General features: G+C 63.8%; 13 protein-coding genes. 11 read left to right on the plus strand and 2 right to left on the minus strand.

The genetic code is table 11. The annotated features are described in order from the left end of the window. Window positions 1-120: 120 nt before the first annotated feature. The 9 genes from EOA19_RS23380 (at window position 121) to EOA19_RS23420 (ending at window position 13,878) form a co-directional block, all read left to right on the plus strand. Window positions 121-1,317, plus strand: coding sequence for an acyl-CoA dehydrogenase (locus EOA19_RS23380; RefSeq protein WP_023809977.1), 1,197 nt, complete (start codon window positions 121-123; stop codon window positions 1,315-1,317). Between the two features lie 111 nt (window positions 1,318-1,428). Next, window positions 1,429-4,788 carry a transglutaminase family protein gene (locus tag EOA19_RS23385; protein ID WP_023809976.1) on the plus strand — a complete coding sequence of 1,120 codons (3,360 nt, stop codon included), beginning with the start codon at window positions 1,429-1,431 and terminating at the stop codon, window positions 4,786-4,788. Window positions 4,789-4,794: 6 nt separating this feature from the next. Beyond that, window positions 4,795-7,206: a circularly permuted type 2 ATP-grasp protein gene (locus EOA19_RS23390; RefSeq protein WP_023809975.1), complete on the plus strand. Its 2,412-nt coding sequence runs from the start codon at window positions 4,795-4,797 to the stop codon at window positions 7,204-7,206. Window positions 7,207-7,209: 3 nt separating this feature from the next. Next, a complete protein-coding gene (locus EOA19_RS23395) occupies window positions 7,210-8,094 on the plus strand; it encodes a transglutaminase family protein (protein WP_128304937.1) in 885 nt (294 codons plus the stop codon). Between the two features lie 141 nt (window positions 8,095-8,235). Beyond that, window positions 8,236-9,174: a glycosyltransferase family A protein gene (locus tag EOA19_RS23400; RefSeq protein WP_128304938.1), complete on the plus strand. Its 939-nt coding sequence runs from the start codon at window positions 8,236-8,238 to the stop codon at window positions 9,172-9,174. Between the two features lie 99 nt (window positions 9,175-9,273). Further along, entirely contained in the window at window positions 9,274-10,380 is a 1,107-nt protein-coding gene (locus EOA19_RS23405; RefSeq protein ID WP_128304939.1) for a DNA topoisomerase IB, read from the plus strand. 107 nt (window positions 10,381-10,487) lie between these two features. After that, window positions 10,488-10,862, plus strand: coding sequence for a YciI family protein (locus tag EOA19_RS23410; protein WP_023809971.1), 375 nt, complete (start codon window positions 10,488-10,490; stop codon window positions 10,860-10,862). Further along, window positions 10,859-12,133: an RNA polymerase sigma factor gene (locus tag EOA19_RS23415; protein WP_023809970.1), complete on the plus strand. Its 1,275-nt coding sequence runs from the start codon at window positions 10,859-10,861 to the stop codon at window positions 12,131-12,133. The genes EOA19_RS23410 and EOA19_RS23415 overlap by 4 nt, the downstream gene beginning before the upstream one ends. Before the next feature lie 209 nt (window positions 12,134-12,342). After that, a complete protein-coding gene (locus EOA19_RS23420; RefSeq protein ID WP_206638108.1) occupies window positions 12,343-13,878 on the plus strand; it encodes an aldehyde dehydrogenase family protein in 1,536 nt (511 codons plus the stop codon). Window positions 13,879-13,922: 44 nt separating this feature from the next. Here EOA19_RS23420 and EOA19_RS23425 read toward each other — a convergent pair whose 3' ends face one another. Together EOA19_RS23425 and EOA19_RS23430 are read right to left on the minus strand one after the other, a co-directional pair. Then, on the minus strand, window positions 13,923-14,789 hold the full coding sequence (locus EOA19_RS23425) for a hypothetical protein (RefSeq protein WP_128304941.1): 867 nt from the start codon (window positions 14,787-14,789) through the stop codon (window positions 13,923-13,925). 151 nt (window positions 14,790-14,940) lie between these two features. Next, window positions 14,941-15,804 (minus strand): hypothetical protein, encoded by an 864-nt coding sequence (locus EOA19_RS23430; RefSeq protein WP_164893012.1) that lies wholly within the window; start codon window positions 15,802-15,804, stop codon window positions 14,941-14,943. Between the two features lie 367 nt (window positions 15,805-16,171). Between EOA19_RS23430 and EOA19_RS23435 the strand changes: the two genes are divergently transcribed. Both EOA19_RS23435 and EOA19_RS23440 read left to right on the plus strand, forming a co-directional pair. Beyond that, window positions 16,172-17,962, plus strand: a complete 1,791-nt coding sequence (locus EOA19_RS23435; RefSeq protein WP_245486269.1) for a ShlB/FhaC/HecB family hemolysin secretion/activation protein — start codon at window positions 16,172-16,174, stop codon at window positions 17,960-17,962. Between the two features lie 10 nt (window positions 17,963-17,972). Further along, window positions 17,973-24,653: an MBG domain-containing protein gene (locus EOA19_RS23440; RefSeq protein ID WP_164893013.1), complete on the plus strand. Its 6,681-nt coding sequence runs from the start codon at window positions 17,973-17,975 to the stop codon at window positions 24,651-24,653. Window positions 24,654-24,835 lie beyond the last annotated feature (182 nt).

Consider the following 24,835-nt stretch of genomic DNA (forward strand, 5'->3'; position numbering starts at 1 on the left):
CATTGATCGGTGAATCAATTTCGTTTGATTTTTTCGAGGCGCAGGCCGATAGAACGGGCCAAGATTTTGCTTCATGCATGTCATCGTTTTGAGCGACATGCACTTGGTTGGGAGAACGCCATGGCCGCCGACAAGAATGCATTCGTCTGGGAAGATCCGTTCCTGATCGAGGGCCAGCTTTCGGAAGACGAGCGCATGGTGCGCGACGGTGCGGCGGCCTTCGCCGCCGACAGACTGGCGCCGCGGATCGAGGACGCCTACCTCAACGAGACTTTCGACACCGCGATCTTCCGCGAAATGGGCGAGGCCGGCCTGCTCGGCATCAATATCCCCGAGGAGTTCGGCGGGCTTGGCGCTAATTATGTGACCTACGGGCTGGTGGCGCGCGAGGTGGAGCGCGTCGATTCCGGCTATCGTTCGATGATGTCAGTGCAGTCGTCTCTGGTGATGTATCCGATCTACGCCTATGGCTCGGACGAGCAGCGCAAGAAGTACCTGCCCAAGCTTGCCAGCGGCGAGTGGATCGGCTGTTTCGGCCTGACCGAGCCGGATGCCGGCTCCGATCCGGGCGGCATGAAGACACGCGCCGAGAGGACAGCCAACGGCTACAAGCTGTCCGGTTCGAAGATGTGGATTTCCAACGCGCCGGTCGCCGACGTGTTCGTCGTCTGGGCGAAGCTGAAGGGCGAGAACGGCAAGGACGAGATCCGTGGCTTCGTGCTGGAAAAGGGCATGGAGGGGCTTTCGGCGCCGAAGATCGGCGGCAAGCTGTCGCTGCGGGCGTCGATCACCGGCGAAGTGGTGATGGAAGGCGTGGAGGTCGGCGAGGACGCGCTGCTGCCCAACGCAAAGGGCCTTGGCGGACCGTTCGGATGCCTCAACCGGGCTCGCTTCGGCATTTCCTGGGGCTCGATGGGCGCCGCCGAGGATTGCTGGCACCGCGCCCGCCAATACGGGCTCGACCGCAAGCAGTTCGGCAAGCCGCTGGCCGGAACGCAGCTCTACCAGAAGAAGCTGGCGGATATGCAGACCGAGATCGCGCTTGGGCTGCAGGCATCATTGCGCGTCGGGCGGTTGCTCGATGAAGGCAAGATGGCGCCGGAAATGATCTCGATCGTCAAGCGCAACAATTGCGGCAAGGCGCTCGACATCGCCCGCCAGGCCCGCGACATGCATGGCGGTAACGGCATCCAGATCGGCTACCACGTCATGCGCCACGCGCAGAACCTGGAGACGGTCAACACCTATGAAGGCACGCATGACGTGCATGCGCTGATCCTGGGAAGGGCGCAGACGGGGATACAGGCGTTTTTCTGAGCCGGCAACCGTTGCTTAAATTAGGTGCACCGCAACATCTCTGCTTGGAGAATGGCGGCCTGATGTGTCAGGGTTCGGCGAAATCGTTGAAACGCTGAATTCCGGGGCTTCATGGCAATTCTGGCAGCCGTCTATCACCTGACCCATTACAAATATGACCGGCCGGTGGTTCTCGGGCCCCAGATCATCAGGCTGCAGCCGGCGCCGCATTCCCGCACCAAGGTGCTCAGTCATTCGCTCAAGGTCGAGCCGGCGAACCATTTCGTCAATCTGCAGCAGGATCCTTACGGCAATTTCCTCGCCCGCTTCGTCTTTCCGGAGCCGGTGACGGAGTTGAAGATCGAGGTCGACCTCGTCGCCGACATGACGGTCTACAACCCGTTTGATTTCTTCGTCGAGCCGTCGGCCGAGGCGTTTCCGTTCGAGTATCCGGAAGAAATCCGCGACGATCTCGCCATCTATCGCACCCCGGAACCGGCGGGACCGCTGCTGTCGGCGCTGCTGAAGACCATCGATCGCAGCGCAGCCAACACCGTCAATTTCCTGGTCGACCTCAATGCGCGGCTGCAGCGCGAGATTGCCTATATCGTGCGCATGGAAACCGGGGTGTTCTCGCCGGAAGAGACCTTGGCCGCGAAAAAGGGGTCTTGCCGGGATTCGAGCTGGCTGCTGGTGCAGATCCTACGCAATCTCGGTATCGCGGCACGCTTCGTTTCCGGCTATCTGGTCCAGTTGAAGCCCGATCTGGTGGCGCTGGACGGTCCGCCGGGAACGGCGACAGACTTCACCGATCTGCATGCGTGGTGCGAGGTCTATCTTCCCGGCGCCGGCTGGATAGGCTTCGATCCGACCTCGGGCCTGCTCACCGGCGAGAGCCATGTGCCGCTGGCCGCCACGCCGCATTTCCGCAACGCGGCCCCGATTTCCGGCATGGCGAGCTTCGCCAATGTCGAATTCGGCTTCGAGATGCGGGTCGACCGCATCGCCGAGCATCCGCGCATCACCAAGCCGTTTTCGGACGAAAGCTGGCAGGCGCTCGACGCGTTGGGCAACAAGGTCGATGCAGCGCTTGCTGCCGGCGACGTGCGGCTGACGATGGGCGGCGAGCCGACTTTCGTGTCGGTCGACGATTTCGAGTCGGCCGAGTGGAACACCGCCGCCGTCGGTCCCACCAAGCGTGAAAAGGCGGACGAACTGATCCGTAAACTGCGCGAGCGCTTCGCGCCCGGCGGCTTTCTCCATTACGGCCAGGGCAAATGGTATCCGGGCGAAAGCCTGCCGCGCTGGACCTTTTCGCTCTACTGGCGTGCCGACGGCCAGCCGGTGTGGAGCGATCCGTCGCTGATCGCACGCGAAAAGAGCGAGGCCGATATCGGCCCGAAGCAGGCCGAAAGCCTGCTCACCGCGATTGCCGGCGAACTCGGCATCGACAAGGCCATGGTCAGCGAAGCCTATGAGGATCCGGCCGAATGGCTGCTCAAGGAAGGCAAGCTGCCCGACAATGTCGATCCGTCCAACTCCAGGCTGGAGGATCCGGAAGAACGCAGCCGCATGGCGAAAGTGTTCGAACGCGGGCTGACCAAACCGTCCGGCTATGTGCTGCCCGTCCAGCGCTGGAACAGCCAGGCATCGGATCCGCGCTGGCGCTCGGAAAAATGGAAGACGCGGCGCGGCCGGCTGTTCCTGGTGCCAGGCGATTCACCGGTCGGCTACCGGCTGCCGCTCGGCACGTTGCCCTATGTGCCGCCCGAGCAATTCCCCTATATCGTGCCGGTCGACCCGTCGCTACCACGCGGCCCGCTGCCCGCGCGTGAAGCCATACTGGCCGGACCGACTCCAGCCGAACTCGAAGGCGCCGACGAGATGGCGCGCCGCCAGCAGGCGGCATCGTTCACCGCTGCGACCGGCCAGCAGGAGCGGGTCGAGCAGGAGATCACCGAGATTGGCGGCGCTGTGCGCACCGCGCTTTCGGTCGAACCGCGCGACGGGCGGCTGTGCGTGTTCATGCCGCCTGTCGAGGCGCTGGAAGACTATCTCGAACTGGTCGCGGCGGCCGAGAACGCGGCAAAGGCGATCGGCCTTCCCGTGCATATCGAGGGCTACGGCCCGCCTCACGATCCGCGCCTCAACGTCATCCGCGTTGCGCCTGATCCCGGCGTCATCGAGGTCAACATCCATCCTGCTTCCAACTGGCAGGATTGCGTGGCGACGACGACGGCGATCTATGAGGAAGCGCGGCAGACACGGCTTGGCGCCGACAAGTTCATGATCGATGGGCGCCACACCGGCACCGGCGGCGGCAACCATGTCGTGGTCGGCGGTGCGACACCCAATGACAGCCCGTTCCTGCGAAGGCCGGACCTGTTGAAGAGCCTGGTGCTGCAATGGCAGCGCCATCCGTCGCTGTCCTATCTGTTCTCTGGCCTGTTCATCGGGCCGACCAGCCAGGCGCCACGCTTCGACGAAGCGCGTCACGACTCGCTCTACGAGCTTGAGATCGCGATGGCGCAGGTGCCGCATCCAGACCAGGGCAACGCACCCTTGCCATGGCTGGTCGACCGGCTGTTCCGCAATTTGTTGACCGACGTCACCGGCAATACGCATCGTTCGGAAATCTGCATCGACAAGCTGTTTTCGCCGGACGGACCGACCGGTCGGCTGGGGCTGGTCGAATTCCGCGGCTTCGAGATGCCGCCCAATGCACGCATGTCGCTGGCGCAGCAACTGTTGGTGCGCGCCATCATCGCACGTGCGTGGAAAGGCCCGCTCGATGGCCGCTTCGTGCGTTGGGGCACCTCACTGCACGATCGTTTCATGCTGCCGCATCATGTCTGGGCCGATTTCCTCGACGTGCTCGACGACCTCAAGCTCAACGGCTTCGAATTCAGGCCCGAATGGTTCGACGCCCAGCTCGAATTCCGTTTCCCGTTCTGCGGCGAGGTTCAGCATGCCGGCATCAAGCTGGAGCTGCGCCAGGCGCTGGAGCCGTGGCATGTGATGGGCGAGCAAGGCGCGATCGGCGGCACCGTGCGCTTCGTCGATTCCTCGGTCGAACGGCTGCAGGTCAAGACCGAAGGGCTGAACCCGGAGCGCCACGCAGTCGTCTGCAACGGCCGCATCGTGCCGATGAAGGTCACTGATAATCGCGAAGTGGCGGTGGCGGGTGTCCGCTTCAAGGCCTGGCAGCCGGCATCGGGCCTGCATCCGGCGCTGCCGGTCAACACGCCACTGGTCTTCGACATCTATGACCGCTGGTCGGGGCGTGCGGTCGGCGGCTGCGTCTACCATGTCGCCCATCCCGGCGGGCGCAATTACGACACCTTTCCGGTCAATGGCAACGAGGCGGAAGCTCGGCGGCTCGCCCGCTTCGAACCGCGCGGCCATACGCCATCCGCCTATGTGATCCGTGAAGAACAACCGGCGGAAGATTTCCCGATGACCCTTGACCTTCGGCGGCCGGCAAGACTCTGATCAGCGATGGCAAAGGGGAATCACAAGAGGGGACACGGCAAGCCGCGGACCCACAGCCTGCTGGAGCACTACCAGCCGATCGACGGCGTCGTCGACGAGATGGTCGATGCGTCAGGCAATCCTCGCCCGGTCTGGAAGCATTTTGTCGAGGCGCTCGAGGAACTCGGCGCTGAAAAGCTCGGCCAGCGCTTTGCCCGCGCCGACCAGTATCTGCGCGATGCCGGCGTTTATTACCGCGTCTACGACAAGGCCGGTGCCAATGAGCGCGAATGGCCGCTGGCGCATGTCCCGGTTCTCATCGAGGAGAGCGAGTGGGCGGCGATCAGCGCCGGCCTCGTGCAGCGCGCCGAACTGTTCGAGGAAACCATCGCCGATATCTACGGGCCGAACCGGCTGGTCGAGAAAGGCATCCTGCCGGCGGGATTGATCGCCGCCAGCCCCGAATATTTGCGGCCTGTCGTCGGCACCAGGCCGGCCGGCGGCCACTTCCTGCATTTCTGCGCCTTCGAGCTCGGCCGTGGACCTGACGGCCAGTGGTGGGTGCTGGGCGATCGCACGCAGGCGCCGTCCGGCGCCGGTTTCGCACTGGAAAACCGCGTCGCCACCACACGCGCGCTGTCCGACATCTATGGCGAGATGCATGTGCACCGCCTTGCCGGCTTTTTCCGCCGTTTTCGCGATGCGTTGATCGGCATGGCCAAGGAGACCGACGGCCGCGTCGCCATCCTGACGCCGGGGCCGCTCAACGAAACCTATTACGAACACGCCTACATCGCCCGCTACCTCGGCATCATGCTGCTCGAAGGCGAGGATTTGACCGTCTCCGACAGCCGGCTGATGGTGCGCACGGTTTCCGGCCTGATGCCGATCAGCGTGTTGTGGCGGCGGCTCGACGCCGCTTTCGCCGACCCGCTCGAACTGCGCCCGGATTCGCAGATCGGAACGCCGGGCCTGGTCGAGGCGATCCGCCAGGGCGCGGTTGCTACCGTCAATGCGCTGGGCTCTGGCCTGATGGAGACGCGCGCGCTGCTTGCCTTCCTGCCCAAGATTTCACGGGCCTTGCGTGGCGAGGAATTGCTGCTGCCAAGTGTCGCGACATGGTGGTGCGGGCAAGCTACCGAGCGCGCGCATGTGCTGGCCAATATCGATCGCATGGTGATCGGGCCGGCGCTGTCGACGAGGCTTGCCTTCGAGGACGACGATTCAACGAAGCTAGGCTCGGCTCTGTCGGCCGGGGAGCGGGCGGAACTGGTGGCGCGCATCGAACGTGATGGCGGCGATTTCGTCGGCCAGGAAGCGGTGACGCTTTCGACGACGCCCGTCTATGTCGGCGGCTGGCTGGAGCCGCGGCCAGCGAGCCTGCGCGTCTACCTGGCGCGAACGCCGGAGGGCTGGACGGTGATGCCGGGCGGTTTTGCCCGTATCGGCCTGTCGCTCGACCCGACGGCGATCGCCATGCAGCGTGGCGGCCAGGCGGCGGATGTCTGGGTTGTCAGCGACAAACCGGTGGAGCGCGAGACGCTGCTGCCGCAAGAAGGCGACAGTTTCAGCCGCACCAGGCCCGGCAGCCTGCCCAGTCGCGCGGCGGAGAACCTGACCTGGCTCGGCCGCTATATCGAGCGCTCGGAAGACACGGTGCGCATCCTGCGCGCCTACCATGTGCGGCTGGCCGAAACCTCCGACCCGGATATGCCGCTGCTCGCCGACATCAGGGATTATCTCGAACCTTTCGGCATCGATGTGGAGACAGCGATCCCGTCAGGGCTGATCGGCACGCTGGATAGCGCGGTCTACAGTGCCGGGCAGATCCGCGACCGCTTCTCGCCCGATGGCTGGCTGGCGCTGAAGGACCTGTCGAAAACCATCCATCAGTTCGCAACGACGGTCGCGCCCGGCGACGACGCGACCCGGGCGATGACAGTCATCCTGCGTAAGCTCGCCGGCTTTTCCGGCCTGCTGCACGAGAACATGTACCGCTTCGCCGGCTGGCGCTTCCTCGAGATTGGCCGCCGGCTGGAGCGCGGTATCCAGATCTCCCGCACGCTGTCGCGGCTGACCAGCGCCAAGGCGCCGGACGGCGCGCTCGACATGATGCTGGAAATCGGCGACAGCGTGATGACCCATCGCCGCCAATATCCGGTGCAGGCCGGTCGGCGCACGGTGATCGACCTGCTGGCGCTCGATCCGCTTAACCCGCGCTCCATCCTGTTCCAACTTGAAAGGCTGAAGGCCGAAATCGGCCTGTTGCCGTCGCTCGGCGGGGAGGGGCAAATGTCGCCGGCGGCGAAGGAAATCCTGCAGCTCAACACCCAGATTGCCATCAAGGAGCCTTCGGACATGACGGCAAAGGCGCTGGACGACCTCGCCTATGAAATCGGCGGCCTCTACAACAGCCTCGCCAAAGCCTATTTCGGATAAAGCATGCTCTACGACATCAGGCTTCATCTGCATTACGATTACGCTGCGGCGGCCGGCGGCGGTCGTCATCAGGTGCGCGTACTGCCGTCGACGATGTCAGGCGTGCAGCGTGTCATCGCCGCATCCCTGTCCTTTGCGCCGGCACCCAACGAGCGTTCCGACTTTTCCGATTTCTTCGGCAATAACGTCACCTCGATCGCCTTTCGCGACGCGCATGACGCGCTCGACATCAGGATGAGCGCCCGCGTGTCGGTGTCTCGGCCCGAGCCCGGGCTCGACGTGTCGCCCGATATCGCCCGGCTGAGGCAGGAGCTCGCCGCGGTGCGGTCTCTGGCACCTGATGCACCGCACCATTTCCTGACGTCCAGCACCCATGCCGGCATCGACGATGCGATCACCGCTTACGCACGCGACAGCATCGCCGGCTCTGCCGCCGGCACGGTCATGAGCCTGTGCAATCGCATCTATCGCGATTTCACCTATGACGGCGAAGCGACAACGGTGCGGACCCGGGCCAGTGATGCCTTCAAGTTGAAGCGCGGCGTCTGCCAGGACTTTTCGCACATCATGATCGCCGGCCTGCGCGGGCTCGGTATTCCGGCCGGCTATGTCAGCGGCTTCTTGCGCACCATCCCGCCGAAGGGCAAGCCCCGGCTGGAAGGCGCCGATGCCATGCATGCCTGGGTCAAGGTCTGGTGCGGGCGCGATGCAGGCTGGCAGGAATTCGATCCGACCAACGGCATGCGGGCCAGCAACGACCATATCACCGTCGGCCACGGCCGCGACTATTCGGACGTGGCGCCGATCGTCGGCGTGCTCAAGACCACGGGGGGACAGGTTGGCGAGCAAGCTGTCGACGTCATTCCGGTCGTGCTCGAAAGAGCCTGAAGCAGGTCGTACACGCAGGTATTTGCGCTGCAATTCGGGATGGACAAGACTGCTTCTCAAATAGCGATGCCGCCGCTAGTCTGTATTCGTTTCGGGGTGACGATAGTTGTATCCTCAAGCGCATGGCGCGAGGTTTTGTAATTGAGAGCAATCAGCGTCGTCATTCCTGCCTGTAACGCGGCCGCGACCATCGCTGCAACGCTGGCATCGCTACGCAGCGAAGCCGAGATCATCGGCGAGATCTTGCTGGTCGACGATGCGTCGACCGATGGGACGGCAACCATCGCGCGGGAGGCCGCGGCACAACTGTCGTTGCCGCTGCGCGTGCTGTCGGCCAAATGCCGCGATGCAGGCGGTGCCCGCAATTTGGCGCTGGCCGAAGCGGTCTATTCCTGGGTCTACCTGATCGATGCCGACGACCTGCATCTGCGGGGCGGGTTGCGCGCACTGCTCCGCAAGGCCCGGGAGCAGCCGGCGGCCGACATGATCGTCGGTGCCTACCGGCGACGGGTGAACGGCCAGGACCGGCAGATCAAGATGCCGAACGGCTACCAGGCTGCGTGCCTGGCAAATGCTTCGGCCTATGTCAAAGGCGACATACGTTCGGTCGCCGTGGGCAGCGTTCTGGCATCGCGGACCCTGATCGGCGAGACGCGGTTCCCGATCGGAATGGCCTATGACGAGGACACGCTGTTCTGGGCACGGCTGATGAGCAAGGCATCGCTCGCCATGGTTTCGCAACCTGTCATGGTCTACGAGGTTTCGCCGGTACGTTCCGATGACCGCTTTGCCATCAACCCGGTGCGGCGCTTCCTGGACTGGCGCCGGGAACTGCGCACACTCACCGACTGCAACATCCCGTTGTCGGCCCTCAAGGCCAGGGAAGGCCTTGTCGCCCTCAAGATCGCCCGGGTCCACTATGCGCGCGGCGATCTGGGCACCGCGGCGCGCTTCCTGGCGGTAGCCGCGGCCGCGCCAAAGCGGAGCTCAGAAGCTTGGCGCTGCCTGCGCTACAGGTTCAAGCTCGCGGCGCGGCGGCGTTTGTCCGCGCCGCCGATCAAGCTGGAAGGCGCTCTGTAGGCGCCAGCCAACACGATATCGGCGCGAGACGCTTTTCGGACGGCGCGTGGAACCAGCGGTCGGCCAGTGGCTTATCTACGGAATTCGCGTGGAGCCGACATGTTGCAAAAATCCGGATTGTCTCCCAGCCGACCGGCTGGCCAGGATGCTGTGTCGCCAGATGGCGCGCCCAAAAACGGGGCACAAAGCTCGGCCGACCATGCGTCGCTTAGCTATGTCAGTGATGCTGAGCCCGGTATCCGGCGGCTGAAAACAGGCAAGGGGTTTTCCTACCAGGGACCGGACGGAGGGACAGTTTCGGACACTACCAGGGCCCGCATCGAGGCGATCGTCATTCCGCCGGCCTGGAGGGATGTGTGGATTTCGCCGGACGCGGACGGCCATATCCAGGCAACCGGCAGGGACCAGCGCGGACGCAAGCAATACCGCTATCATCCGCAATGGGCCGAAGAGCGCGATGGTGCCAAATATTCGAGCCTGGTTGCTTTCGCCGAGAGCCTGCCGGACCTGCGGCACAGGATCGACAGCGATCTGCGCCGTCGTGGCCTGCCGTTCGAGCGTGTCGTCGCCGCGGTCGTCTGGCTGCTCGACAACACGATGATCCGCGTCGGCAATGCCGCCTACGCCCGTGACAACAAGAGTTTCGGGTTGACCACGTTGCGCGACCGGCATGTGGATATTGTCGGTTCAAGCCTGCGCTTTGCCTTCAAGGGCAAGTCGGGAAAGGAGTGGAAGCTGAAGCTGGTCGACCGCCGCATCGCCAGGATTGTGCGCGGCGCGCAGGACCTGCCAGGCCAGAAGCTGTTCCAGTATCTCGATGAGGACGGCAACAGGCGGCCGGTCCGCTCCGAGGACGTCAACCGCTATATCCGTGAGGCGGTCGGTGACGCCTTCAGTTCGAAGCATTTCCGCACCTGGGGCGGCACCATTCACGCCGCGTCGCTGTTTGCCCAAACGGAACTGCCGCAAAGCCCGGCGCAGCGAAACAGGGCGATGAACAGCGTTATCGACAAGGTTGCCGAGCGGCTGGGCAATACGCGTGCCGTCTGCCGCAAATGCTATATCCACCCGCGGGTCTTCGAAGCGTGGTCGCAGGGGCGGTTGCTGAATGAAATGGCGCAAGCCAACAAACGCAAACGCTCCATCGATGGTCTCGATGACGAGGAAGCTCTCGTGCTGCGATGGCTGAAACCGCGAGAAAGCTGACCAGCGCGGCCGGCTGTGGCCAAATCCGCCACATCTGGATTTTTTTATCGACGTCGTGTCGGGATCGGTCTTACTGTTTCGTCCTTTGACAGAGAAAAGGACCAGCCATGCTCTACGCAATCCTCTGCTATGCTTCCGAAGATGTCGTCTGCTCCTGGAGCAAGGCACAGGACGACGAGGTCATGGCCAATATCCTCGGCGTTCAGGAAAAATATGCCAAGGCCGGCCGGCTTGGCCCGGTGGCACGGCTTCTGCCGACGACCGCCGCGACGACCCTGAGAAAGGTCAAGGGTGAATCGGTCGTCATCGATGGGCCGTTCGCCGAGACCAAGGAACAGTTTCTCGGCTTCTACACGCTCGAATGCGCTGATCTCGACGAGGCGGTGGAGTTCGCCCGCGAGCTTTCCGAGGTCAACCCGAGCGGTGGGTCGTATGAAATCCGGCCGGTTTCGGTCTTTAACCCAACAAGGGTTTCCGCATGACCGAAATGGCCTGGATAAGCTCCGCGATCAGCGCCGCCCGCCCGCAGGCCATGGGTGCGCTGCTGCGTTATTTCCGCGATCTCGATACGGCGGAGGAAGCTTTCCAGGACGCGTGCCTCAGGGCGCTGAAGAACTGGCCGCAGAACGGGCCGCCGCGCGACCCGGCGGCGTGGTTGATCTTCGTCGGTCGCAACAGCGGCATCGATGCGGTGCGGAAGCGCGCCAAGCAGGCGCCGATGCCGGAGGAAGACCAGGTTTCCGATCTGGAAGACGCCGAGAGCGATATCGCCGAGCGGCTGGACGGGGCGCACTACCGCGACGACATATTGCGGCTGCTGTTCATCTGCTGCCATCCTGACCTGCCGGCAACGCAGCAGATCGCGGTGGCGCTGCGCATCGTCTCCGGTCTTACGGTCAAGCAGATCGCGCGCGCCTTCCTGGTTGGCGAAAGTGCCATGGAGCAGCGCATCACTCGCGCCAAGGCGCGCATTGCGGACGCCGGCGTGCCGTTCGAGACGCCGGGCGCGGTCGAGCGGTCGGAACGGCTCGCCGCCGTCGCCGCCATGGTCTACTTGGTCTTCAACGAGGGCTATTCGACCAACAGCGGCGAGGCGCCGGCCCGCGCACCGCTGTGCGAGGAGGCAATCCGGCTGGCACGGCTGTTGCTGCGGCTGTTCCAGACCGAGCCGGAGATCATGGGGCTGACGGCGCTGTTGCTTCTGCAGCATGCGCGCGCACCGGCCCGTTTCGACGAGAGCGGCGAGATCGTGCTGCTCGAAGACCAGGATCGCAGCCTGTGGAGCCGCAAGATGATCGATGAGGGGCTGGCGCTGGTCGACAAGGCGCTGCGCCATCGCAAGCCCGGCCCCTACCAGGTGCAAGCGGCGATTGCCGCGCTGCATGCGCGGGCCGAAAAGGCCGAGGACACCGACTGGAACGAGATCGATCTGCTCTATCGCTTGCTCGAGCAGATGCAGCCGTCGCCGGTGGTCACGCTCAACCGGGCCGTCGCGGTCTCGAAGGTGCGTGGACCGGCAGAGGCGCTCGCCATGATCGAGCCGCTGGAAGAACGGCTTTCCGGCTATTTCCATTTTTTCGGTCTCAAGGGCGGCCTTTTGATGCAACTCGACCGGGGCGACGAGGCGCGCGTCGCCTTCGACCGCGCCATAGCGCTTGCGAACACGGCGGCGGAAGCTGCCCATATCCGCATGCATATCGACCGGCTGATCAAGGACGGTGCGGTACGCCCAGCGGCCAAGAAGGCAAACTGAGCGCCATCTGGCTCAATCGTGCAGTTTGGGCTTAGACCATGCCGGGGTGGTGATTTTCCCTTGAACCGAGTAATGCCACGCGATGATCGTGTCTGAGGTGCCTTTGTGCACGCGGGCAGCATGGCGCCAGGCTTTGACCGGCGTGCCTTTTGTGCATGTCGTTGTCCCAAAACCGCTGGGCACTTTTGGGCGACATGCATTATGAGCGACTGGATCTGAAAGGGACAAGAATGACGATAGGCAAGGAAACGACCGAACTGCTGGCGAAACTGGGTGTGGCCAAGGAGACGCTTGTCGGCGGCGACCTGATCGTGCGCAGCCCGGTGACGGGCGAGCAGATCGCGGCGCTGAAGACGATCTCACCGGCTGACGCGGCCAAGGTGATCGATGCCGCGCACAAGGCCTTCCAGGCCTGGCGCATGGTGCCAGGCCCGCGGCGTGGCGAACTGGTGCGGCTGCTCGGCGAGGAGCTGCGTACGCACAAGGCCGAGCTTGGCCGGCTGGTCTCGATCGAGGTCGGCAAGATCCCGTCCGAGGGGCTCGGCGAAGTGCAGGAGATGATCGACATCTGTGATTTCGCCGTAGGCCTCTCCCGGCAATTGTACGGCCTGACCATCGCCACCGAGCGCCCAGGCCATCGAATGATGGAAACCTGGCATCCGCTCGGCGTCGTCGGCGTCATTTCCGCCTTCAACTTCCCGGTGGCTGTGTGGTCGTGGAATGCCGCCCTGGCACTGGTCTGCGGCGACGCAGTGGTGTGGAAGCCGTCGGAAAAGACGCCGCTGACCGCACTTGCTTGCGAAGCCATCTTCAAACGTGCGGTCAAGCGCTTCGGCGCGGACGCACCTGATGGCCTGGCGCCGGTGCTGATCGGCGATCGCGCCGTCGGCGAGATACTGGTCGATCACCCTAAAGTGCCGCTGGTTTCGGCGACCGGCTCGACCCGCATGGGCCGCGACGTCGGTCCGCGGCTGGCCAAGCGCTTTGCGCGCGCGGTGCTGGAACTCGGCGGCAACAATGCAGGCATCGTCTGCCCGACCGCCGATCTCGACATGGCGCTGCGCGCGATTGCCTTTGGAGCGATGGGCACGGCCGGCCAGCGCTGCACGACGCTGCGGCGCCTGTTCGTGCATGACAGCGTCTACGACGCCTTGGTTCCGCGCCTCAAAAAGGCCTACGAGAGTGTGTCTGTCGGCAATCCGCTGGAGACCTCCTCGCTGGTCGGGCCACTGATCGACAAGGCGGCATACGAGGCCATGCAGAAGGCGCTAAAGGAAGCCGCCGCCCATGACGGCAAGGTGACCGGCGGGACGCGGGTCGAGAACGGCCACCCCGATGCCTACTACGTGCACCCGGCGCTGGTCGAAATGCCAAGCCAGGTGTCACCGGTCACGGAGGAGACCTTCGCGCCGATCCTCTACGTGATGAAATATTCGGATTTCGACGTGGTGCTCGAAGAGCACAATGCCGTGGGGGCAGGCCTGTCCTCGTCGATCTTCACCCGAGACCTGCAGGAATCCGAGCGTTTCCTGGGTGTCGACGGATCGGATTGCGGCATTGCCAATGTCAACATCGGCACCTCGGGCGCCGAGATCGGCGGTGCCTTTGGCGGCGAAAAGGAAACCGGGGGCGGCCGCGAGAGCGGCTCCGACGCATGGAAGGCCTATATGCGGCGCGCCACCAACACGGTGAACTATTCCAAGGCGCTGCCGCTCGCCCAGGGCGTGTCGTTCGACATCGACTGAAGGGCTCGCCGGCTTGGGCATCCCGCACGGGGGATGCCCACCGGTCAGCTGCCTGCTGGCGAGTCAAAGGCCTTGACGAACGCGGCATCGATGATAGCCAGCTTGACGGCCTGGGCGGTCATGTACTCCCGGTAGAAATCGCCCGACACCCACATCACCGAATTGCCGCGCTGGCCAAGCCAGCCAACGCTGCCGAGGTCTTCGGCATCCCGCAGTTTGCGTGCCAGGTGGGTTCGCGACAGCTTGAGCCATTTGGCGAAATCGCCGATCGAGACGACGCCAGTCGGTATTGCAGCGAGGCCGGCATGGTCGGGATCGACGCCCGATATCAGCCAGTCCATGACGACGCCGCCATTGTTAAGCCAGGTGAACAGCGAAAAGGTCTGCTTGGGCTCGCGCACGGGACTGGAGGAGATCAGCCCGTCAGCCACCAGCGGTTGCACCCTGGCGAGCGCACAGGGCCGCTCCAGAAACGTTGCCAGACGGTTCGCGCCGTCGAGACTGTCCAGTGTGTGCAGATGAGCCATCATCCAGCCGGCGAGCGTGTCCAGCGTGTTCACTGTAGGCTGTATGGGGCGGATGCGGCCATCCTGAGCTGCCGAGAGGTGCTCGATGAAATTGTAGTGCAGCATCTCCTTGAGGAAGGCGTCGGCGGTGTTGCGGCTGGCGACGGAATTCTCCCGGATGACGTCGATGAAACGCGCCGCCGTCAACTGCTTGCGGTAGTCATCGGGCTCCCGTCTGAAATGCAGGGCAAGGCCGATATGCGCCATCAGCCAACGCTGCTGGGTGGCAAATATCGAGGCAAGCCTCGGGTTCGTCTCGTAGGTCTGGATAAGCGCCTGCGCCTGGGCACGGACACAGCGATGCAATGCCGGGTGACCGGCAATATGGTCCAAGGTCAGCGCCATTCTCCCCCCGTGCGTCAAGCCCCCAACGCGAAGACGCAGATCACATTTTCAGCCTTCAAGGCCCGTGTCCAGACGCGCCCGCTCTATAACAGGTTATGATCGCCAGTAGACAATGTTCACGGCCCGGGCAGATATCGATCGCGCCGATCCTTCAGCGGTCTTCCGGAGCTGGAAAACAGGCGTCGAAGGCCGCATCGACAATGGCCAGCTTAGCGGCCTGGACGGTCATGTACTCCTGGTAGAAAGTGTTCGATACCCACATCACCGAATGGCCGCGCTGGCCGAGCCAGCCGATGCTGCCGAGTTCCTCGGCAGCGCGCAGCTTGCGGGCGAGGTGGGTCCGCGACAGCTTGAGCCATCTGGCGAAATCTCCGATCGAAACCACGCTGGTCGGAATCCGGTCCAGGCCGGCATGATCGGGGTCGATGCCCGACATCAGCCAGTCCATGACGATGCCGCCATTGTTGAGCCAGATGAACAGGGAAAAAGTCTGGTTGGGCTCGCGCACCGGCTTGGAGGCAAGCAGGCCGTCCGCCACCAGAGGCTGCAGCCTGACAACCATGTCGGGCCGCTCCAGGAACCTGGCCAGCCGGTTGCCACCGTCGAGATGATCCAGCGTCTGCAGATGGGCAAGGACCCAGCCGGTGAAAGTCTGCACGGTTGCCGCCGTTGGCTGCAAAGGGTGCGTGCGCCCGTCGCCACCCGAAACATACTCGGCGACATGATAGTGCAGCATCTCCTTGATGAAAGCGTCCGCCGTGTTGCGGCTGGCCACCGCGTGCTGGTGTACGAACTCGATGAAACGCGATACCGTCAGCTCCTTGCGGCGGTCGTGCGGATCGCGCCTGAAATGCATGGCAAGGCCGACATGACCCATCAGCCAACGCTGCTGCGTGGCGAAAATGGAAGCCAGTCGCGGGCTCGTTTCATAGATGTTGATCAGCGCCAACGACTGTGCCTGGACACAGCGATGCAGGGCCGGATGGCCGGCAATGTCTTCCAGATTCAGCGCCATCCTCCTCATGTTCCGAGTTAACTCCAACAGCGGAGTCGCGTCCACATTTTCCAGCCTTCGATAGCTGTGTCCAGAGGCACCAAATGCGAAGAGCAAGCCCAACCCGAACATGGGCCGGCCACGACCGGTTCATGGGATCCGCTAACCGATTGCTATGGCTTGGAAAACCCCTCCCAATAATAGTCAGCCGGAGGGCCGCCCGTTGAATTGACGTTCACCAGAGCCGGGCATAGTTTCCGCGACATCCGAGCGGCGGGGGCACGCCTTCCCGGAAGTGAGTTCGAAAGCAGAAGCCAATTAACGAGCGATTAAATCTCGCGCGGTGGCGAAGCTTTGCCGAATTATACCTCGAAGGACGAGTGATTGAGTGAAGTATACAAGCAAGATCGCGGTTGGCAGGGATAACGACTGTCACCCAGTTTTCGGCGGGCTGGCAGCCCGTGAGGGATGGTTGATCCTGTTTGCCGTCTCGGCGTGCCTGTGGCTTCAAGCCGGCGCGTTTGCCCAGACAGCCAGCCAGATCACGCCGCCCAGCTTTCGGCCGCCGCCGGCAGCCAACACGGCAGGTGTTTCCATTCCCGAAGGTGAGGGCCTCGAGGCGCCGGCGGGCGCCGGGAAGCTCAAGGTCAAGCTCGGGGATGTCAGGGTCGAAGGCGGCTTGCCCGACGTGGCTGACGCAACACGCAAGATCGTTGCCGGCCTTGCGCACCGCACGGTGACGGCGGCGGAAATCTTTGCCGCGGCGCGAAAACTCGAAACCGAATATGGACGGGCCGGCTATGCGCTGGTGCGGGTGGTGCTGCCGGCGCAGAAGCTCAACGACGGCGCAGGGCTCCGGCTGGTCGTCGTCGACGGCTTTCTCGAACGGATCGACACCAGCAATCTGCCCGAGCGCATACGCGGGCGGGTCGAGGCAACGCTGGCGCCGCTCGTTGGACAAAAGAGCATCAAGCTGTCGGCGATCGAACGCAAGCTGCTGCTGGCTGGCGATACGCCCGGGGCCCGGCTGCGCTCAACCTTGCAGGCCGGAACAGCCAAAGGCGCCAGCGTGCTGGTCATCGATGGCAAATATCGCCCGATCGGCGGCCAGGCGACCGGGGACAACTCGCTATCGCCGTCGTTGCAGCGCTGGTCTACGGGCGTCGGCGTCGATTTCAACTCATTGCTCGGCCTCGGCGAACTCGTCTATGTCAGGGCAGGCGGCTACCCCGATGGCGGCGAGAGTGGCCTGTTCACGGATGGCCCACGCAATCGCAACTATGCCGCGGGCATCGTCGTGCCGATCGGCTATGACGGGCTGACGCTCAACTTGGAAGCCAGCCGCACGCAGGCCAATCCGACAGCCGAGCCCGGCACGCTCGGCTTCGGCAGCGCCTTCGAGCGTTATTCGGCGCGGCTTCGATATCCCTGGATCCGCAGCCGTGCGCTTACGATCAGCACCGAACTGTCCTTCGACGTGCAGAACGACACGCTCGACGCGGTGACGCCGATTTCGCTGCCGATCGCCGAGGACCGGCTGCGCATTGCCCGGCTCGGTCTCGACGGCATCTGGTTCACACCGCTTGGCGGCGTCTTCATCGGCAACGTCGTTGCGTCCTTCGGTATCGATGGGCTCGGCGCGCGTTCAGCCGCCGATGCGACGCCGCTGCTGCCACTGTCGCGTCAAGGCGCCGACGCCGATTTCCAGAAGCTGGAGGTCTCTGCCAGCTACAGCCAGCCGCTGGCCACCCATCTCGGCCTCGATCTCTACGCCCGCGCGCAGACCTCGTTTGGCAAGCCGCTGCTGCAGTCCGAACAGATCGGGCTGGTCGGCGCGAACGGTCTGTCGAGCTTCGACGCGGGCGCGCTGCAGGGCGATTCCGGCTATGTGCTGCGCGGCGAGCTGTCCTCACCCTGGTACGTGCCGTTCACTGGCGGCATCGTTTCGTTGTCGCCCTACGTGTTCGGCGCTGTCGGCCAGGTCCATCTCGAAATGCCGACCGCGCTCGAGACGGCCAACATCGTCGGCGCGTCATACGGGCTTGGCCTGAAGGTCGGCACCGCGCTGGCGGGCGACGCGACCAACGCCAGCCTGACGCTGGAATGGGGCCGCCAGCATCGTGACAACCATCTGCCGACAAGCGATCGCTTTTCGCTCAGCGGCGCCGTCCAATTCTAGAGAGATGACCATGCAGCGCAAAGCCCACCTCCCACGGCGGCACCTGAACCGCACCGGCGCGCCGTTGATGGCGCTGCTTTTGACGTCGACGGCGCTTGTCGGCTTCACGTCGGCGCGGGCACAGGAACTGCCGACCGGCGGCAGCGTAGCATCCGGCGGCGTCACCATCGCCAACCCATCGTCGTCGCAACTGAACATCAGGCAGTCGACCAGTTCGGCGATCGTCAACTGGCAGAGTTTTTCGATCGGTGCCGGCGCGACAGTCACTATCGACCAGCCATCATCCTCGGCAACGATGCTGAACCGCGTCACCGGCGGTACCAAATCGACCATTGCAGGCCAGCTCAATGCCAATGGCCAGGTGTTCCTGGTCAATCCCAACGGCATTGCCATCTCCAAGACCGGCAAGGTTAGTGCCGCCGGCTTCGTCGCGTCCTCGCTGGGCATCAGCGACGAGGATTTTGGGGCCGGAAAGCTGGAATTCGAGGGCAAGGGAGCTTCAGCCGCCGTCTCCAACCAGGGTGCGATCAGCATCGGGCGTGGCGGCTATGCCGCATTGATCGGCGGCAGCGTCGACAATGCCGGCTCGATCACCGTGCCGCTTGGCAAGGTCGGGCTCGGATCGGGTGAGAAGGCAACACTTGATTTGTCCGGCGACGGCTTCCTGCAGGTTTCCGTGCCGAGCAAGGCTGACGGCAGCAATGCGCTGGTCAGCAATTCCGGCTTGATCAGTGCCGATGGCGGGCTGGTCGAACTCAAGGCGGCTGCGGTGCGCGATGCCGCACGCCAAGCCGTCAACATGTCCGGTGTCATCGAGGCACGCACGGTGTCTGGCCAATCCGGTGCCATCGTGCTCGGCGGCGATGAAGGCTCGGTCGAAATCACCGGCATGCTCGACGCTTCGGCCCAGACCGGCGGCAAGGGCGGCAAGGTCACGGTGACCGGCCGCAAACTGAAGCTCAGGGCGGCCAAGGTCGATGCCTCGGGCAAGGATGGCGGCGGCACGGTCAGGATCGGCGGTGACAAGCAGGGCAAGGGCACCTTGCAACGCGCGGTCGCAACCGAGATCGATGCGAAGACGACAATCAGTGCCGATGCGACCGGCAACGGCACTGGCGGCACGGTCATCGTCTGGTCGGACGAGCAAACAAAATTCGCCGGCAAGATTTCCGCACGCGGCGGCGATGACGGCGGCAATGGTGGCTTCGCGGAAGTGTCCGGCAAACAGCGCCTCGACTTCACCGGTGAGGTCGACCTGCGGGCACGGTTCGGCGACACCGGCGACCTTTTGCTCGATCCCTACAACGTCACTATATCGAACGCTGCCGGCAACACCGGCGGCAGCATGTCCGCCAACACCAATGACAGCGTCATCAACGTCACCACGCTGCAGAACCTTCTTGCAACGGCAAACGTCACCATCTCGACCGGCAGCGGCGGTTCCCAGGCCGGCGACATCACCATTGCCGCGCCGATCGCCTGGAACACCAACACGCTGACGCTCAGCGCCTCTCATTCGATCGTCTTCAATGCGAACGCCACGATCGGCGGCGTCGGCGGACTGGCGCTCATCACCAACAATGGCGGCACCGGCGGCACGATCTCCTATGCCTTGGGCGCATCGGCGACCTTCACCGGCACGCCCGGTGCGCAGGCGCTGTCGGTCAACGGCCAGAGCTACACGCTGATCTATGATGTCAACGGCCTGCAGGCGATCAACAGCGGGCTCACCGGCAGCTACGCGCTGGCCAAGAATATCGATGCCAGCTCCACGTCCAGCTGGAATAGCGGTCTCGGCTTCATATCGCTGGGCACCGACGGCAACAGCAACATCCAGAACGGCGGCAACGGCTTCACCGGCTCGTTCGACGGGCTCGGCCACACCGTCGACAGCCTGTCGGTAACGCAGTCCGCTGCCCAGTATGTCGGCCTATTCGGCTATATCGGCGCGGGCGGCCTGGTCCAGAATGTCGGCGTCACCAATGTGACGGTCCGGGGGTTTAGGACCCTTGGCGGGATCGCCGGGTTCAATGCCGGCACGGTGGCCCAGAGTTATTCGACTGGTCAGCTGTTCACCACGCAATACGGGTCCACCTCAGGCGGTCTGATCGGCGAGAACGATGGCGCACTCTCCGACAGCTTCTCGACAGTGGTCATCAACGCACGCGACACAAATGCCGCGGGCGGCGCGGTGGGCTTCAACAATTTCGGCACCATCGATCGCGTCTATGCCATGGGCGCTGTCGATATCGGCAGCGGCGGCGCGGCCGTCGGCGGCCTCGTCGGATCGAATTATGGCTATTCGTTTGTCGGCGAGGGCGGCAGGATAACCGACAGCTATTCGACCGGCGCGGTCAGCGGCGGATGGAATGTCGGCGCGTTCATCGGCAACAACCTTTACGATGGCGTGATCACGGGCGCGTACGACACGTCGACATCCGGCCCCTACAACACCACATCCAGCGCCAAGCCTGCGATCGGCGGTGGCACCACCGGCCCCAATGTCAATGTCGTCGGCCTGTCGACCTCCAGCTTCCAGAATGGCGGCGCCAATGGACTGAGTGCCGCCTTTGGCGGCGGGACTGGCGGCCTCTATCCCTATCTGAAGAGCTTCTACCCCAATGGCGTCCAGGCGATCTCCGGAATTGCTTACAAGGATGCCGGCAACACGCCGCTGATTTCCGGTACCGGCCAACCCTATTACACAAAGAATCCCGGGCTGGTGTCCGTCGTCTCCGGCGGCGTGAACCTCGGCACAGTCTCGACCGGCGTCAACGGCTACTATTATCTCGCTCTGCCGGCCGGCGCGGTCTCGAACTCGGTGCTCGCTTACACCGTTGCCGAAGCGGACTCGGGCGCCAAGAATGGCGTGACCTTCCGGACCGGCCTGTCCGGCAGCAATGTCTCGAACCTCAACGTCTATGGCGACTGGCGGCTCGACGAGGCGGATGGCTCGATCGCCTCGCTGTCGGCGCTGAGCAGCGCCTATAGCGCGGCGATTGGGTCAGCCTCTGTCGGCAGCCTGTCCTTCGCCAATCGCCAGATTGAAACCGCAGCAGCCACCTTCGCCCTCAACCAGGCGCTGTCGGTCGGCACCGGCACGCTGGCGCTGTCGTCGAACGGCGTGGTGACGCAGACTAGTGGCCTGACGGCGGCGTCGCTGGTTCTCGGTGGCACGGGTAGCTTCACCCTGACCAACGCCGGCAACCAGGTCGGCAACGTCGCCGGCAGCGCCGGTTCCGTCGATCTGCGCGATGGCGCAAGCCTGACGATCGCCAGTGCTTCCAGCGCCCGCGGGGTTACGGCGACCGGGGTGAACACCACCGGTTCGGTGAAGCTTCAGACGACGGGCGATTTGACCATTGCGGCAAATGCGACAATCAGCGGAACGGATCCAGTGCTCTCGGCCGCTGGCCTGTTCGTCAACAACCGGGGCAGTGACGCCGTCGCCGCCACTAGCGGACGCTGGCTGATCTATGCGGCAAATCCCACCGGCAATACATTCGGCAATCTGGACAGTGGCAACACGGCCGTCTGGAACACGTCGGCGGGTGGTCCGGTGAGTGCGACAGGCAACCGCTATGTCTTTGCCTATCAGCCGACACTGACCTTCAAATCCAGCAATGCGACCAAAACCTATGGCGATACCGCCCTGCCGGCACTGACCTATTCAGTGGCGGGCTACCAGGCAGGCGTGATCGGCGCCTATCTCGGCGACACCGCCGCCACGACCTTCAGCGGCGGCCCAAGCGTCACGTCCGTCAACCCGCCGGGCAATACACAGGCCGGAGCAGGATCCTATGCAATCACCGTCGGCGCCGACAATCTCGCGGCGTTGAGCGGCTATGGCTTCGCCTACAACAGCGCGGGCCTGCTTACCATCGGCAAGCGCGCGGTGACGGTGACGGTGACGCCGGGCCAGGGAAAGATCTATGGAGACGCCAATCCATCATCCTATGCATACACCGTTTCGGATCTCGGCGCCGGCACGGCCTTGGTCGGTAGCCTTAGCCGCACGGCAGGGAACAGCGCCGGGACTTATGCCATCAACCAGGGCAGCATCACCAACACCAGCAATTCGAACTACGACATCACCTATGTCGGCGCCAATTTCACCATCGCCAAGCGCGCGATTACGGTAACGGCCGATGCCAAGAGCCGTACCTATGGCAACTCCAATCCGACGCTGACCTATCAACTCACAACAGGCAGCCTCGTCAGTGGCGACAGCTTGGGCGGTTCGCTGACGACATCGGCGACGACGGCATCCGGTGTCGGCAGCTATGGCATCGCGCAGGGCACACTCAACAACAACAACTATGCGATCAACTATGTCGCCGCCAATTTGTCGGTGACGCCACGCGCCATCACGGTGACAGCCAACGCCAAGAGCCGCACCTATGGCGACGCCAATCCGGCGTTGACCTATCAGCTGACATCAGGCAATTTCCTCAATGGCGACAGCCTGAGCGGCGCACTGGCAACAACGGCGACGACGGCATCCGGTGTCGGCAGCTACGGCATCACGCAGGGCACACTCGCCAACGGCAACTATACGATCAGCTATGTCGGCGCCAATCTGTCGGTGGCGAAGCGCGCCATCACGGTGACAGCCGATGCCAAGAGCCGCATCTATGGCGATGCCAATCCAGCGCTGACCTATCAGCTGACCACGGGCAATTTCGTCAATGGCGACAGCCTGAGCGGCGCGCTGGCGACGTCGGCCACGACAGCATCCGGTGTCGGCAGTTACGGCATCACGCAAGGCACACTCGCCAACAGCAACTATGCGATCAGCTATGCCGGCGCCAATCTGTCGGTGACCAAACGGGCGATCACGGTGACGGCCGACGCCAAGAGCCGTGCCTATGGCGACGCCAATCCGGCGCTGAGCTATCAGCTGACCTCGGGCAATTTCGTCAATGGCGACAGTCTCGCCGGTGCGCTCGCAACCACAGCGACGACAGCATCCGGCGTCGGCAGCTACGGCATCACGCAAGGCACACTCGCCAACAGCAATTATGCGATCAGCTACGTCGGCGGCAATCTCGCGTTGACCCCGCGCGCGATCACGGTGACGGCCGATGCCAAGAGCCGCATTTATGGCGATGCCAACCCGGCGCTGACCTATCAGCTGACATCAGGCAATTTCGTCAATGGCGACAGCCTGAACGGTGCGCTGGCGACTTCGGCAACGACAGCATCCGGTGTCGGCAGCTACGGCATCACGCAGGGCACACTCGCCAACAGCAACTACGCGATCAGCTATGTCGGCGGAAACCTGTCAGTGGCACAGCGCGCGATTACGGTGACGGCCGATGCCAAGAGCCGTGTCTATGGCGGTGACAATCCAACGCTGACCTATCAGCTGACCTCGGGCGATTTCGCCAATGGCGACAGTCTGAGCGGTGCGCTGGCAACGACCGCCACGGCATCATCCGATGTCGGCGGCTACAGCATCACGCAAGGCACGCTTGCCAACGGCAATTACGCCATCAGCTATATCGGCGCGGACCTTTCGGTGACACAGCGCGCCATCACGGTCACGGCCGATGCGGGCCAGAGCAAGATCTATGGGGACAGTGATCCGCTGTCCTACGGCTATGCGGTTTCCGGTCTTGGCGGCGGGACGGCGCTGGTCGGCACGCTTGATCGCGCCGAGGGCGAGAATGTCGGGACCTATGACATTGGCCGCGGCACCCTCAGCGATGCTGCCAACGGCAATTACGACATCACCTATGTCGGTGCCGGTTTCAGCATCGGCAAGCGATCCGTGACCGTCACTGCCAGCTCGGGTCAGGGCAAGACCTACGGCAATGCCGATCCGTCGTCCTATGGCTACACCTTCACCGATCTCGGCAATGGCGCGGCGCTGGTTGGCGCTCTCGACCGCACGACCGGCGAAGATGTCGGCGCCTATCAGATCGGGCAGGGCACACTCGCCAACGCGGCCAACTCGAACTACGACATCAGCTATGTCGGCGCCGATTTCAGCATCGGCAGGCGTGCCGTGACAGTCACGGCCAATTCGGGCCAGGGCAAGATTTACGGCGATGCCGACCCCTCCTCCTATGGCTACACCAGCACCGATCTCGGCAGTGGTGTGGCGTTGGTCGGCGCTCTCGATCGCGCCTTGGGAGAGAACGCCGGAGCCTACGCGATCGGCCAGGGCACGCTCACCGACAGCGCCAATGCGAACTACGAGATCAGCTATGCCGATGCCGACTTCAGCATCGGCAAGCGGGCGATCACCATAGTGGCGGATGCGCAGAGCCGGCCGCAGGGCATGCCCAATCCACCACTCACCTATTCGATCGGCGGTCTGGGGTTGGTCAACGGGGATACCTTCCTTGGCGCGCTCTCGACTGAGGCGACACACGCTAGCCCTGCTGGCAACTATGCCATCGAACAGGGGAGCCTGACCCTCTCGGCCAACTATGAGCTGACCTATGTCGGTGCCGATCTGGTGGTCTCGCCGCCCAACACCGTGCCGGCACCGGATGCGGCCAGCACGGTCGCGTACAACGCCGATGCCCATGCTGCCGGCGGGCCGGCTCGGGTTTTCTTCACCGGGCAGCCGGTGGATGGCGATGCGCAAACGCTGGTCGAAGACCCGCGGCTTGACGGTCCCGCCTTCTGCCAGGGCGTGGCGGACGCAGCTTCCGTCTGCAGCGTTGCCTCGGTCCGGTAGAAAATGGGGACGCCTTGACCGCGTTGCCGGCGAGACTGTCGGGCAGCTATCCCATCGCCCAGGGCGGCATCACCAACGCCGCCAATCCGAACGGCGATATCACCTATGACCTAATGCCATGGCCGCCTGGGACCCGGCCGTCCTTGCCGCGTTTGCCACGGTCCGGTGAGCGTGCGGGCGAC

This window comes from Mesorhizobium sp. M7A.F.Ca.US.010.02.1.1 (assembly GCF_004023085.1).
In the GTDB taxonomy this organism is placed as follows: Bacteria; Pseudomonadota; Alphaproteobacteria; order Rhizobiales; family Rhizobiaceae; genus Mesorhizobium.